The following is a 13,349-nucleotide window of genomic DNA, read 5'->3' as shown; positions in this document are numbered from 1 at the left end:
AGTGTTTGATGAGATAAGATTTAATACAATTGAGCGTTTGCCAAACTACGTTTTTGCCGAAGTAAATGCAATAAAAATGGCTGCACGAAGAGCTGGTGAGGACATCATCGACTTTTCTATGGGTAATCCTGAGGGTAGAACGCCACAGCACATTGTCGATAAACTATGTGAAAGCGCGCAAAAGGACAAGACTCACGGCTACTCAGCTAGTGCTGGAATTTACAAGCTCCGCCTTGCCATTTGCAACTGGTATAAGAGAAAATACGGCGTAAATTTAGACCCAGATACCGAAGCAGTCGCCACGATGGGTAGTAAAGAGGGTTTTGTTCACCTAGCTCAAGCCGTGATAAACCCAGGCGATGTGGCTATCGTGCCCGATCCTGCTTATCCGATACACACGCAAGCGTTTTTATTTGCTGGCGGAAGTGTCGCAAAGATGCCACTTCACTATAATGATAAATTTGAGTTAGATGAGAATAAATTTTTTGAAAATTTGATCCAAACCATACACGCAAGCTCGCCAAAACCAAAATACGTAGTCGTAAATTTCCCTCACAATCCAACGACCGTGACAGTGCAAAAGAGCTTTTACGAGCGCCTTGTAAGCATCGCAAAACAAGAGAGATTTTACGTCATATCTGACATCGCCTACGCTGATCTTACATTTGATGGCTACAAAACGCCAAGTATCTTTGAGGTTGATGGTGCAAAAGATGTCGCAGTCGAGTGCTATACACTTTCAAAAAGCTACAATATGGCTGGCTGGAGAGTTGGCTTTATGTGCGGAAATAAAAGGCTTTGTGCTGCACTTAAAAAGATAAAATCATGGGTTGATTACGGTATGTTTACGCCGATACAAGTGGCTGCCACAGTCGCACTTGATGGTGATCAAAGCTGCGTTGAAGAGATACGCCAAATTTATGAAAAAAGAAGAGATGTGATGATAGAGGCCTTTGCTCAGGCTGGTTGGGAGCTTAAGAAACCAAGCTCTAGTATGTTTATTTGGGCGAAACTTCCACCAAAAGTTAGCCACTTAGGCAGCCTTGAGTTTTCAAAGCAGCTTCTTACAAAGGCATCAGTCGCAGTTAGTCCAGGTATTGGTTTTGGCGAGGGCGGAAACGACTATGTGCGTCTAGCTCTTATAGAAAACGAAAATAGAATAAGACAAGCAGCAAGAAATATAAAAAAATATTTGAAAGAATTTGAATGAATGTAGCGATATTAGGCGTTGGAACCGTTGGTGAGGCAGTTGCAAAAATTTTACTAAAAAATAAAAAGCTAATCGCAGCAAGAAGTGGCGAAGAGATCGTACCAGTCATCGGCGTGGTCAGAAATTTAAACAAAAAAAGAGACGTGGGCATCCCTTTGACTGACGATATAAATAGCGTTGTAAACCGCGATGATATTGACGTTTTTATCGAACTTATGGGTGGTGTAGAAGAGCCTTTTAGGGTTGTGAGTGAAATTTTAAAGCGCAAAAAAGCAGTTGTAACTGCAAACAAAGCACTTCTTGCCTACCACAGATACGCTTTGCAAAATTTAGCCAAAAACACGCCATTTGGCTTTGAAGCAAGCGTGGCTGGTGGCATACCGATCATTAGAGCCTTAAGAGAAGGCTTAAGTGCAAACCATATCGTTAGTATAAATGGCATACTTAACGGAACTAGTAACTTTATCCTAACCTCGATGATGGATGAGGGTTCAAATTTTAAAGACGCTCTTAAAAAGGCTCAAGAGCTCGGATACGCTGAGGCTGATCCTACTTTTGATGTGGGAGGCTTTGATACGGCTCATAAGCTTCTTATACTGGCAAGCATCGCATACGGTGTGCATGGCGATCCAGAGGATATCTTGATCGAAGGGATTCAAGGCATCACGCCAGAAGACATATTTTTCGCAAAAGATTTCGAATACTCAATAAAACTTCTAGCAATTGCCAAAAAAAGCGAGGGTAAAATCGAGCTACGCGTACATCCAGCACTTGTACCGCAAAATAAAATGATAGCAAAGGCAAGTGGCGTAACAAATGCGATCAGTGTCGTTGGCGAGGTCGTTGGTGAGACTATGTACTATGGACCTGGAGCTGGCGGCGACGCAACGGCAAGCGCGGTGATCAGCGATCTTATCGACATCGCAAGAGATAGCAAATCGCCGATGCTTGGATATAAAGCACCGTTTGAATTAAATACGCTTGAGTTACTTGACCGCGATAGGATAAAGACGAAGTACTACTTTAGGTTAAAAGTCGAAGATAAAATGGGTGTGCTAGCAAAGATTACAAATTTAATGAGCGAAAATAACTTATCGATTGATAGCATACTTCAAAAACCAAAAGATGAGAGCGAATTTGCTGTATTGTTTTTTACGACACATACGAGTCTTGAGGCTGATGTAAGAAGGACAATTGAAATTTTAAAAGAGCAAGAGTATATAAAAGAAGAGCCATTTATGATGAGGATCGAGGAGTAGCTTGGGGTTAAAAGAGTATCTCTTTGGCAAAAGCTCAGAAGATAGGGCGTGCGAATTTTTACAAAAGCTTGGTTTTGTCATTTTAGAGAGAAATTTTCACTCTAAATTTGGCGAGATCGACATTATCGCACTAAGTAGTGATAAAATTTTACACTTCATAGAGGTAAAAGCAACTAGTGGAGAATATGAAGCAGAGTATAGACTAAATAATGCAAAATATATAAAAATCTTAAAAACTATAAATTTTTATATGATGAAAAATGAGCCAAATAGAGATTTTCAAGTCGATTTACTCGTCATAAAAAATGAAGATTTAGAACTAATAGAAAATATTAGTTTATAATAAAATTTATTATTTAGATAAAATTTAAATTTAATTTGTATAATTGCCACATTTTAAAAATAAGGAGAAAAAATGGGAAAATACATCGAACTTACAAAAGAAAATTTTGATGTTACAAAAGAAGGCGTTGCTTTAGTAGACTTTTGGGCTCCATGGTGCGGACCTTGCCGTATGCTAGCTCCAGTGATCGAAGAGCTTGCTGAAGACTTCGACGGAAAAGCGAAAATTTGCAAGGTAAATACTGATGAAGTACAAGATCTTGCGGTTGAGTTTGGCATCAGATCGATCCCAACATTGCTATTTTTCAAAAATGGCGAGCTAGTTGAGCAAATGGTCGGTGCGCAGTCAAAACAAGCCTTAACTGACAAACTAAATTCGCTTCTTTAATGAGCGAAAAAAGAAGAGGAAGCCTACTTCCTCTTACATATATATTTGGTTCATTTTTTGGTGCAGCTATGATAGCAGCTGCATTTGCGTATAGCAACTATCGTTTTTCACAATATAAATTTGTTGATTTTGCGAAGCTAGTTTTCTACGAAAAAAGCGAAATTTTTACTCCAAAAGAGCCAAAATACACGCTTTTAATCTTTAGCTCAAATCAATCAAAATTAGACGAAATTTTACCAATCAAAAACGAAACAGTTGTGGCAATCGATATCTTTCAAAAAAGATATGAGTCAAACTCAACACTAAAATATATAAGCTCAGATATTAATACGGTCTTGGAGCTGATGCGAAATTTGAGCATTACAAAGCTTCCAAGTAGTGTTGAGATAGTTCATCAAAGGGGTGAAATTTATAAACAAAATTCGCCCATAAATGTTTTAGAATAAAGGAAATTTATGCTTGATTTAGCGATCATCGGAGGCGGTCCAGCAGGACTAAGCGCCGGACTTTACGCCACTAGAGGCGGATTAAAAAATGTTGTAATGTTTGAAAAAGGCGAGCCTGGTGGTCAGATCACCTCTAGCTCAGAGATAGAAAACTACCCGGGTCAAAAAGCCCCTGGCGAAAGTGGCTTTGACTTTATGAGCACTTGGTGGAAACAGTGCAGCGCATTTGGGCTAGTCCACAAGTGGGCAAACGTCCTTGGCGTTAGAAAAAACAACGACGGCAGTTTTGAAATTTTACTTGAAGGCGGCAAGAGCGAGCAGGCAAAGGCTGTCATCGTAGCAACTGGCTCAACCCCAAGACGTGCTGGCTTTAAGGGTGAAGATGAGTTCTTTGGCAAAGGTGTTAGCACATGCGCAACATGCGATGGATTTTTTTACAAAAATAAAGAGGTAGCTGTTCTTGGCGGTGGCGACACAGCCGTTGAAGAGGCACTTTATCTAGCGAATATCTGCTCAAAAGTCTATCTAATCCATAGACGTGAAGAGTTTAGAGCGGCGCCAACTACGGTTGAAAAAGCTAGAAAAAATGAAAAGATCGAGTTTATAACAAGTGCGACGATAAAAGAGGCGCTTGGCGATAAAATGGGCCTAACAAAGATTGTGCTTGATACTAAAAATGGCGAGCGCGTGCTTGATGTACCGGGAATTTTTACATTTGTCGGACTAAATGTAAATAATGAAATTTTAAAAGATGAAAATGGCAAATTTATCTGCGAAATGGTTGATGGCGGGCAGGTTAAGACAAATCTTAAGATGCAAACTAGCCTAAATGGACTCTTTGTAGCAGGTGATATCAGAGAAGACGCTCCAAAGCAAGTCATCGTAGCAGCTGGTGACGGCGCAGTGGCTGCACTTAGTGCTATGAGTTACATAGAAAGCTTGCATTAATACTAAAATTTAGCCAAATTTTTTGGCTAAATTTTTCTTCTTTTTTCTATTAAAATTTTGATTTTATACGCATTTTTAAAAGCCTATTTGTAATCTATATATAATAAATTTTATGTTAAATTTCACCCAAAAATCAAAGGATAAATTTTGGTAAGAATAGGCCTTTATGGTGCTAGTGGAAAGATGGCTCAAAGTATCATTTCTTGTTTAAAAGATGAAAAAGATGCCACTTTAAGCATCGCTTTTAGCCAAAAAAATCAGGTTGAAAATTTAAGTAACGAACTTTTGACAAATGACTTTGCTAAATTTTTTGAAGCGTGCGATGTGATAATCGACTTTAGTCAAAAAGAGGCGACCATGGCACTGCTAAACTACGCTAGAACCAATCCAAAACCATTAGTTATCGGTACGACCGGGCTAGATGACGAAGATAAAAACTTACTCCATTTAGCATCTGGAGCTATGCCTATTCTTTACGCAACAAATATGAGTTTGGGTGTGGCTGTACTAAACCGCCTTGCAAGGATTGCTTCAAAAACATTAAGAGAATTTGACATAGAGATCGTCGAACAGCACCATAGGCATAAAAAAGATGCTCCAAGTGGCACTGCGATGACACTTGCAGGAAGTGTAGCTGAGGCAAGAGATTTAAATTTAAAAGATGTTTTAGTAACTGGTAGAGCCGGCATGGTGGGCGAAAGAAGCAAGGACGAGATCGCAGTCATGGCGCTTCGTGGTGGCGATGTAGTCGGTCGTCATACGGTTGGCTTTTATAATGACGGTGAGTTTATTGAGCTAAATCACACCGCAACGAGTAGGGCAACCTTTTCAAAAGGTGCGATCAGGGCTGCCATCTGGCTAAAAGATCAAAATAGTGGCCTTTACTCGATAGACGATAGCTTAGGGCTTGGTGATTAAATTTGAGCTTGATGATATAGAGAGTTACAAACTAGAGTCTGGTGATAAATTCTACCTGCCGGAGCGTGAAAAGCGCCAAAATTTAAGAACTGGTGATATAGTAAAGCTTATATTTAGATTTGAAGATGATGAGTTTGCTCAGGTTGAGCGCATGTGGGTGGTCGTTAGCGAGACAAATAACGGCGAATTTACCGGCATTTTAGACAATGAACCATTTACAAAAGGCTGTTTAAATGCTGGCGATGAGATCAAGTTTAACTACAAAAATGTTCTTGAAATTTACAAAGATGATGAAAACTAAAGGAAAAAAATGTGTGCAATAGTTGGTATTATAAATTCTAAAGATGCAGCAAAGACTGCGTATTATGCGTTATTTTCTATGCAGCATCGCGGTCAAGAGGCTAGCGGCATTAGCGTTTGTGATGACGGAGAAATTTCTACTCACAAGGGTAGTGGCCTAGTTACAGAGGTCTTTAATGAAGAAATTTTAAGATCACTAAAAGGTGATATGGCGATCGGTCACAACCGTTATGCAACTGCTGGTAAAAACTCAGGTCGTGATGCCCAGCCAATAGCCGCCAACTACTCTTTGGGACAAATTTCAATCGTCCATAATGGAAATTTGGTAAATAAAGATGAGGTTAGAGATGAGCTTATTAAGGATGGTGCGATATTTCAGACAAATATGGATACTGAAAATATCATCCATCTAATCGCAAGAAACCATAGCGAACACTTGCAGGACCGTATTATTGCGGCACTTGACAAGATAAAAGGTGCTTATTGTCTGCTTATCCAGTCACGCCATAAAACCTTTGCCATAAGAGATCGCTGGGGTGTTAGACCGCTAAGTCTTGGTAGTCTAAAAGATGGTGGATATATCGTAGCTAGCGAGACCTGTGCTTTTGATCTTGTGGGGGCTAGCTTTATAAGAGATATTAGGCCTGGTGAGATGATAGTCTTTGAACATGGAAAAAGTGAGTTTCAAAGTATCCAAATTTATGATCCAGATCCTAGAATTTGTGCATTTGAATATATCTATTTTGCGCGTCCAGATAGCGTGATAGAAGGTAAAAGTGTCTATGAAGTTAGAAAAAAAATGGGTGAAGTACTAGCTAAGAAGAGCAAAATTAAAGCAGATTTTGTCGTACCTGTACCAGATAGTGGAGTACCAGCAGCGCTCGGATATGCAAACGAGAGCAAGATCCCTTTTGAGCTAGCTATCACCAGAAACCACTATGTGGGTAGAACCTTCATCGAGCCAAGCCAAGAGATGAGAAATTTAAAAGTCAAGCTAAAACTTAACCCGATGTCATCGGTTCTAAAAGGTAAAAGTATCGTTGTTATCGATGATAGTATCGTTCGCGGTACTACTTCAAAAAAGGTGGTTGATCTTTTAAGACATGCGGGCGCCAAAGAGATTCATTTTAGAGTCGCATGCCCTGAGCTTAAATACCCTGAGCGATACGGTATCGATACGCCAAGCTTTGAAGAGTTAATAAGCTCTAAAAAAAATGCAGAGGAAGTAAGAGAATATATCGGTGCAGATAGCTTAGAATTTTTAAGTATAGACGAACTTAAAGAAAGTATCGGTAATGAGCGAAAATATTCGCTTGTAAGCTTTGATGGTGACTATTTCATAAAGTGAAAAATTTAGCCATTTTTTTGCTTATTGCAATATTTTTTAGTGGTTGCTCACAAAAGAGTCCAAGCAAAAAAGATGAAATTTCTATTTACGTAAGCTACTATGAGATAAATGGCACAAAACAGCAGCTACAAATAAAAACTGCTCAAAATTTTACAGAACAAAATACTAGTGTGCCATTTTTTGGTATAGTAAATTTTTTAGCAGAAGATAAGATTTTAAATGCTTATTCGCTTGCAAAGGGTACTATAAATGTACTTGAAGTAAATAACAACTCTATAAATTTAAATAAATCAAGAGATATATTAGCTTTAAAAAAAGCTAATGAGATAAAATTTTATGAGATAAGGCCCGATGTGCTTGAGAGTGTTAAATTTAGCTCACAAAATAGTATTTGTGGTGATTTTTTGTTACAAAAGCCAGTGCATATAAATGTGGCAACAAACTATTATTTAAGAGATGATAGCTTTTTTGCAAGCTTAATAGATGCAAATTTCTTTTATAAAAAAGGTTCAAAGATCCTAAAAAAAGAGTTTGTTTATAATATAGCCGAGACTAAAATCCTAGAAGAAGCAAAAGAATTTACACAAAAGACAAAGCAGCTCTTTTTAAATGACCTACAAAAATTGGGCAGGCTACTTGATATACTTTGTACTTTTTAAATCTTTATCTTAAAAAATCGTGTTTATTGCAGATGCTAAAAAGATAAAATTTAATCTAAAATCAAACCAAGACTTAGCGTTTTATCCTATGAAATTTGTAAAATTTTGCTTTAACTTGATTAGTAGCAATTTAGTTTTGTGATATTCATGCCATTTTTAAAGTAAGGCGGATATGGCATATATACGGTAAATGGTGTGCTTTTTTGCTTTGGTAAATTTTTGGCTACATCAAATTTATATTCAACTGTATTTGGCCTCTCATCCTTATCTGTGCCAAGAACCCATGAGAAAAATGAAAGCCCACTTGGCTTAAAAAATGCTTCACCGCCAAGGTCATTTTTATTTAGCGGTTGATTGATTAGTTTGACTGTCAGTGTGCAGTTGCTAATTGTAAATTTACCAATGTTTCTCACTTGCCCCTTAAAAACAATACTTTCATTTCGTAAAATTCGTTCACTTTTTACATTTTCGAGCATACCTTTTTTTGTATATTTATCAAGCACTAGCATCAAAAAAACAGCAAGTGTAGTTGAGACCAAAATGTTTGTAAAAAATAGTGATAAAAATAACTTTCGCTCAGCTCTAAGTGAAAGAACAAGAAACAAAATAGAAAGTAGAGCAATCGCAAAAAGAACGATAATATGAACGATCGTAAAATATGCTGAGCTCATCAAAAACACTCCACTTTTTTAGAGATATTGTAATCTATAAATGCGAAATCATTGACAAATTCTTTAATCTCAATGCTTTGCTTTGGCAAAAATTCCTCGTTTAAGATGATTCTTTTTCTAGCAAATGGATTAAGCGAGTTAAAAAAATCTTTCGTATTTTGCCTTGAGCTTAGATAGAAGTCAAGCTCGATTTTACAGACACTAAGTGCATTATTTGAATTATTTGTAATATTAAAATCAACCATTAACGCATCAACATATTGAAGCTGCTTGGTTATTATTTTGCTTATGCTAACTGGCCTTAAATTTTCATTTATATATTTGTTTGCGTAGTAATTACCTACAAAAAGTCCGAAAAAACCAGCTAGAATAAATAAAAATCCTATCTGCCACCACGACTTTATCGCGATAAAAATTCCTAAAAGCACAATTAGTATAAATGCTAAAAATATCCAGCCATAGGTTAGAAAATCAATGAGCTTTGCATTTTGCAATACAAAAAGCAAGTTGTGCTTAATGCTATTTAACATCTCGCGATCTTTTCTCTTCAATGCCGCTCATACCAAAACGCCTTGCAAGTTCGTTTTTTACAGCATCTGGATGGATATTATGGGCTGAAAGTGCTACAAGTGCATGAAAGCAAAGATCGGCTGCTTCGTAGATCAGATCATCTTTTGCTTTTTGCTCATTTTGCTTTGAGTTTTTTACGAAACTAAGATCCTTTGCGGCCATTATAAATTCGCCAGCCTCTTCGCCAACTTTCTTTAAAATTTGATTTTCACCTTTTTTAAAAAGACTTGCCACATATGAAGTCTCAGGGTTGGCATTTAGCTTTCTATCTTCTATCACATGGTAAAGCTCGTCAAGTACGCCATAATTTGGTTTTTTGACTTCAACTTTTGTATCTAAAATTTTGCCGTCATGCAAATTTATCTCATTAAAAAAGCATGATCTTGCTCCAGTGTGACAAGCTATGCCGCCGTTTTGAATCACTTTTAAAAGTAAAGTATCGTTGTCGCAGTCTAAAAAAGCAGCTTTTATCTCCTGAGTATTGCCACTTTCTTCACCTTTTTTCCAAATTCTATTTTTGGTGCGTGAAAAATAGTGAGCGTAACGGCTAGATAGACTTAAATTTAGTGCTTCTTCGTTCATGTAAGCAAGCATTAAAACTTCATTTGTGGCATGATCGCAAACCACTACTGGAAGCAATCCACCAACCTTTTGCCAGTCTATACTTTTTGTTACGCTATTCATTTTTACCTTTCGCTTACTGAGCTAGCTCTTGCTTTATCTTTTGCATCTAGCCAGATGTTTGGCACAGCCCCACCAGGTGTTAAGAAAATTTTAGCATCTTTGTTTTCTTTTAGAGCCTCGTTAAATTTGTTTTGCGTCTCGATCTGCTTTAAATTTAGTAGATTTTGATCGACACTTTTTGCAACCTCTTTATTTGCATACGCAGTTGCGTCAGCTTCGATTTTAATGGCATCAGCCTTACCTTTTGCTTCAATGATCGCAGCTTTAGCGGTACCTTCTGCAAGTGCGGCTTGTTTTAAGGCTTCTTGATTTGCTCTTTCTACTTCGTATTTTGTTCTTTCAGCTTCTTGCTTTGCGATCTGAACGCGCTCGATTTGCTCTTTTACCTTTGAAGGCAAGATGATCTCACGAAGCTGCACTGTTAAAAGCTCAACTGGCTTATTTGGCTGAGAGTCGATGTCTTTTCTTATGCCATCATCGATTTGTCTTGCTAGATCGTTTCTCTTTGTTGGAAGCTCTTCTGCTGTATATTTACCAGCGATACTGCGAACTACGTCACGAACGACAGGATCAACTATCTTGCTCTCCCAGCTAAGACCCCAAGAGGCAATAGTTTGAGGGGCATTTTCTGGATTTAAACGGTATTGCACAGTAATATCAATGCTAACTGGTAAATTTCTAGCATCAAGCACTGAAATAGAATTTTTACGTAAAATTCCAGCGCCAACGCCTTGATATGATTTTTGCATTGATTCGCCCATATCCTCGCCAGAAGTATAATTTATGATCCTAACTCTGGTGTCCACGATGATGATATCTTGGATAAAAGGTAAAAAGAAGTGAAAGCCTGGTTGCAAAGGATTTGGCTCGTATTTACCTGCTGTAGACTTAATACCAACTTCGCCTGAGTGAATCACTTTAAATGGCTGAGTGATAGCAAAAATAGCAATAATTGCAATTACAATGTAGGCAAGTGCTCCAAATTTACCAAAACCACTTGGTAAATTTGGCATTTTAAAGTCCTTTTTGAAAGGCGGCTCTTTGTCGCTATTTTGACTTGAGCCTCTGTTGTCATTACCTGGCTTTTTTTTATTGAAATAATCGTTTAAATCAGCGGGCATTTCATTCCTTTAAATTTTTAAATATATGTTAAAAATGATTCATATTTTTTATTTAGTCCATAAACTACGTCAAAATAAGCTTTTTGTAGTCTCTTTGTCACTTCTCCTCTGGCTCCGTTGCCGATAATGCGGTTATCTATGCTATTTATAGGTGTTACTTCAGCTGCTGTGCCTGTGAAAAACGCCTCGTCAGCAGTGTATGCCTGATCTCTTGTGATGCGCTCTCTTCTTACTTCGATGTCAAGATCGTGAGCAAGTCTTATGACTGTATCTTGAGTGATGCTAAGTAGGCTATTGTCGTTTGGTGGAGTGATTAAGACGCCATTTTCAACGATAAAGAAACACTCGCCTGGACCTTCAGCCACAAAGCCTTCGCTATCAAGAAGTAGCGCCTCGTCGTATCCAGCCTCTTTTGCCTCGTAGTTTGCCATTTGTGAGCTTAGGTAGTTTGAGCTAGCTTTTGCTCTGTTCATTTGGGCAGCAGGTGCAAGTTTTGCAAAGCTTGAAATTTTAACTCTAATGCCTTTTTCTAGGCCTTCATCGCCAAGATATGCACCCCATTCCCATGAAGCGATAGCAGTTTGCACTGGCGCTTTTGTGTGGGCTACACCCATTACGCCGTATCCTAAAAATATAAGTGGGCGGATATAAACATTGCCGTCATATTTGTTTGCGCGAAGAAGCTCTATTTGCGCTTTTTCAAGCTCTTCCTCAGTGTAAGGTACATTTAAAACAGTCATTTTTGCTGATCTTAAAAGCCTTTTTGTGTGATCTTGAAGTCTAAAAATAGCTAGACCTTTTTTTGTTTTATAAGCTCTTGTGCCTTCAAATACGGCATTAGCATAGTGTAAAGAGTGAGTTAGAACGTGTACTTTTGCATCGTCCCATTTAACTAATTTTCCATCCATCCAGATAAATTCTGAAGCATTCATTGTTAAACCTTTCTTTTTTCTTAGAAATTTTGGTCTGAGTTTATCTAAAATTGCTTTAAATTTACATTTCTAAGACCAAAATTTGCAGATATTACTCGCCAAAACTATTTGTCTAAAAGCTCTTGTATGATCTTTGCCATCTCATCGATTGATGAAGCTGCGCTTAAGTTTATTAAGTATTTGCCACTTACTACAAAAGCTGGCACGCCGCTAATGCTAGCAACATCATAAGAGGCAAACCACGCATCTAAAAGCTCTTTTGCACGATCTGAGCTTAGCGCTTTTTCGTATTCGTCTTTGCTCACGTGAGCTGCTTTAAGGGCTAAATTTATAAATTTCTCTTTGTCTTTGCCATCACTAAAATCATCTTTTTCATCATGTCTTGCTTTATAGATCGCAAATTTTGCTTGCTTAAATTTTGACTCATCGCTTAGTAGATCAGTGCCATTTGCCTCATCTATCGATATAAGAGCGGCAAAAATTTTACTCGCGGTCTCGCCAAGTTTGCCTTTTGTGCTTAGGTGATATGGGATAAATTTCACATCTTCAAGCTTTGACATCAGCTTTTTTGTAATCGTTCGGTCAAATTTATAGCAGTGTGGGCAGTCGTAGCTAAAGACCTTGACGACCGAGTTTTTAGGCACATTAAGCGGTTTTGCTAGAGTTTGATACTCCACGCCTTCAGTCAGTGCTGATAAATTTAGCGCAAAAAACGCACTTAAAATTAGCATTTTTATAAGCTTCATCTTTGCTCCTTATTTTGCTAGATCAGCTAGCACTTTTGCGGCGTGGTCTTTGGCTTTTACGCTTTTGTAAATTTTAACTATCTTGCCGTCTTTGCCGATCACAAATGTGCTTCTTACGATACCAAGATACTCTTTGCCGTAGTTTTTCTTAACTTGCCAAACGCCATAAAGTTTTGAAATTTTTTTATCCTCGTCACTTAATAGAATGTGCTTTAAATTTTGCTTTGCGATAAAACCCACATGTGACTTTACGCTATCTGGACTAACGCCGATGATGACGGTATCGTTTTTGATAAACTGATCGTAGTTTGCGCTAAATTCGCAAGCTTCAGTTGTGCAGCCTGGAGTGTTGTCCTTTGGGTAGAAGTAAAGCACTACATTTTTGCCTATAAAGTCCTTTAGTGCGACCTTTACGCCATCTTGATTTAGTGCTTCAAACTCTGGCGCCTTGTCACCAACTTCAAGTGTTATTTTTCGTTCAATATCTGCTTTACTAAATTCGCTCATTTTATCACCTTTCTCTTATCTTCTACGCTTTCGCCACCTACGCCGATGTTGCTAGCATCGTGAGTTTCTATGAAAATCATCACCGCCTCTTTTTTCTTGCCAAGTACTCTTACAAGCGTCTCAGTCACCTCTTTAAAGACTTGATCTTTTTGCTCTTTTGTCGGCTCTGGGCCTGCTATTTTGATATTAACATAAGGCATTGTTGCTCCTTTTTAAGATGTAAAATATTAGCCAAAATGAGTGAAATTTCAGATTAAAGCCTTTATTTAAGAATTTGGCATTAAAATACAAAAACTTGTT

Annotated in this window: 18 protein-coding genes; 10 read left to right on the top strand and 8 right to left on the bottom strand. The window is 37.9% G+C overall.

What is annotated here, in order from left to right; all coding sequences use genetic code 11:
• The first annotated feature begins 1 nt into the window (after position 1).
• The 10 genes from CVT05_RS06840 to CVT05_RS06795 all read left to right on the top strand — a co-directional run bounded on the left by CVT05_RS06840 (position 2) and on the right by CVT05_RS06795 (position 7,818).
• Complete coding sequence (locus CVT05_RS06840) at positions 2–1,210, top strand: LL-diaminopimelate aminotransferase (RefSeq protein WP_084109200.1); 1,209 nt, start codon at positions 2–4, stop codon at positions 1,208–1,210.
• Positions 1,207–2,469: a homoserine dehydrogenase gene (locus CVT05_RS06835; protein WP_107698263.1), complete on the top strand. Its 1,263-nt coding sequence runs from the start codon at positions 1,207–1,209 to the stop codon at positions 2,467–2,469. Before CVT05_RS06840 ends, CVT05_RS06835 begins: the two co-directional genes overlap by 4 nt.
• 1 nt (position 2,470) lies before the next feature.
• Positions 2,471–2,812 (top strand): YraN family protein, encoded by a 342-nt coding sequence (locus CVT05_RS06830; protein WP_103579749.1) that lies wholly within the window; start codon positions 2,471–2,473, stop codon positions 2,810–2,812.
• Positions 2,813–2,884: 72 nt separating this feature from the next.
• Positions 2,885–3,199: a thioredoxin gene (gene trxA / locus CVT05_RS06825; protein ID WP_012001054.1), complete on the top strand. Its 315-nt coding sequence runs from the start codon at positions 2,885–2,887 to the stop codon at positions 3,197–3,199.
• On the top strand, positions 3,199–3,645 hold the full coding sequence (locus tag CVT05_RS06820; RefSeq protein ID WP_054196066.1) for a hypothetical protein: 447 nt from the start codon (positions 3,199–3,201) through the stop codon (positions 3,643–3,645). The genes trxA and CVT05_RS06820 overlap by 1 nt, the downstream gene beginning before the upstream one ends.
• Before the next feature lie 9 nt (positions 3,646–3,654).
• Complete coding sequence (locus tag CVT05_RS06815) at positions 3,655–4,593, top strand: NAD(P)/FAD-dependent oxidoreductase (protein WP_107698262.1); 939 nt, start codon at positions 3,655–3,657, stop codon at positions 4,591–4,593.
• Between the two features lie 147 nt (positions 4,594–4,740).
• A complete protein-coding gene (gene dapB, locus CVT05_RS06810) occupies positions 4,741–5,511 on the top strand; it encodes a 4-hydroxy-tetrahydrodipicolinate reductase (protein WP_107698261.1) in 771 nt (256 codons plus the stop codon).
• Positions 5,504–5,812 (top strand): DUF2314 domain-containing protein, encoded by a 309-nt coding sequence (locus CVT05_RS06805; protein WP_159071222.1) that lies wholly within the window; start codon positions 5,504–5,506, stop codon positions 5,810–5,812. Before dapB ends, CVT05_RS06805 begins: the two co-directional genes overlap by 8 nt.
• A 9-nt stretch (positions 5,813–5,821) precedes the next feature.
• Positions 5,822–7,159 carry an amidophosphoribosyltransferase gene (purF, locus tag CVT05_RS06800; protein WP_107698259.1) on the top strand — a complete coding sequence of 446 codons (1,338 nt, stop codon included), beginning with the start codon at positions 5,822–5,824 and terminating at the stop codon, positions 7,157–7,159.
• Entirely contained in the window at positions 7,156–7,818 is a 663-nt protein-coding gene (locus tag CVT05_RS06795; protein ID WP_103604192.1) for a hypothetical protein, read from the top strand. Before purF ends, CVT05_RS06795 begins: the two co-directional genes overlap by 4 nt.
• A 119-nt stretch (positions 7,819–7,937) precedes the next feature.
• Here the strand turns inward: CVT05_RS06795 and CVT05_RS06790 are convergent, their stop codons facing one another.
• The 8 genes from CVT05_RS06790 to CVT05_RS06755 all read right to left on the bottom strand — a co-directional run bounded on the left by CVT05_RS06790 (position 7,938) and on the right by CVT05_RS06755 (position 13,249).
• Entirely contained in the window at positions 7,938–8,489 is a 552-nt protein-coding gene (locus CVT05_RS06790) for a DUF2393 family protein (protein ID WP_021090969.1), read from the bottom strand.
• On the bottom strand, positions 8,489–9,019 hold the full coding sequence (locus CVT05_RS06785) for a DUF2393 family protein (protein WP_084109182.1): 531 nt from the start codon (positions 9,017–9,019) through the stop codon (positions 8,489–8,491). The genes CVT05_RS06790 and CVT05_RS06785 overlap by 1 nt, the downstream gene beginning before the upstream one ends.
• Entirely contained in the window at positions 9,009–9,743 is a 735-nt protein-coding gene (gene hisIE, locus CVT05_RS06780) for a bifunctional phosphoribosyl-AMP cyclohydrolase/phosphoribosyl-ATP diphosphatase HisIE (RefSeq protein ID WP_103644733.1), read from the bottom strand. Before hisIE ends, CVT05_RS06785 begins: the two co-directional genes overlap by 11 nt.
• 2 nt (positions 9,744–9,745) lie before the next feature.
• On the bottom strand, positions 9,746–10,864 hold the full coding sequence (locus CVT05_RS06775; protein WP_021090685.1) for a prohibitin family protein: 1,119 nt from the start codon (positions 10,862–10,864) through the stop codon (positions 9,746–9,748).
• Between the two features lie 17 nt (positions 10,865–10,881).
• Entirely contained in the window at positions 10,882–11,796 is a 915-nt protein-coding gene (locus tag CVT05_RS06770) for a branched-chain amino acid transaminase (RefSeq protein WP_021090882.1), read from the bottom strand.
• A gap of 104 nt (positions 11,797–11,900) precedes the next feature.
• Complete coding sequence (locus CVT05_RS06765) at positions 11,901–12,542, bottom strand: thiol:disulfide interchange protein DsbA/DsbL (RefSeq protein ID WP_107698258.1); 642 nt, start codon at positions 12,540–12,542, stop codon at positions 11,901–11,903.
• A 9-nt stretch (positions 12,543–12,551) separates the two neighbouring features.
• On the bottom strand, positions 12,552–13,049 hold the full coding sequence (gene bcp / locus CVT05_RS06760) for a thioredoxin-dependent thiol peroxidase (RefSeq protein ID WP_107698257.1): 498 nt from the start codon (positions 13,047–13,049) through the stop codon (positions 12,552–12,554).
• Positions 13,046–13,249, bottom strand: coding sequence for a tautomerase family protein (locus tag CVT05_RS06755; protein WP_085657868.1), 204 nt, complete (start codon positions 13,247–13,249; stop codon positions 13,046–13,048). Before CVT05_RS06755 ends, bcp begins: the two co-directional genes overlap by 4 nt.
• Positions 13,250–13,349 lie beyond the last annotated feature (100 nt).

Source organism: Campylobacter concisus (genome assembly GCF_003049705.1).
Lineage (GTDB): Bacteria > Campylobacterota > Campylobacteria > Campylobacterales > Campylobacteraceae > Campylobacter_A > Campylobacter_A concisus_AR.
Note: the sequence above shows the minus strand (reverse complement) of the source record. Positions and strands in the feature narration are given on the sequence as shown.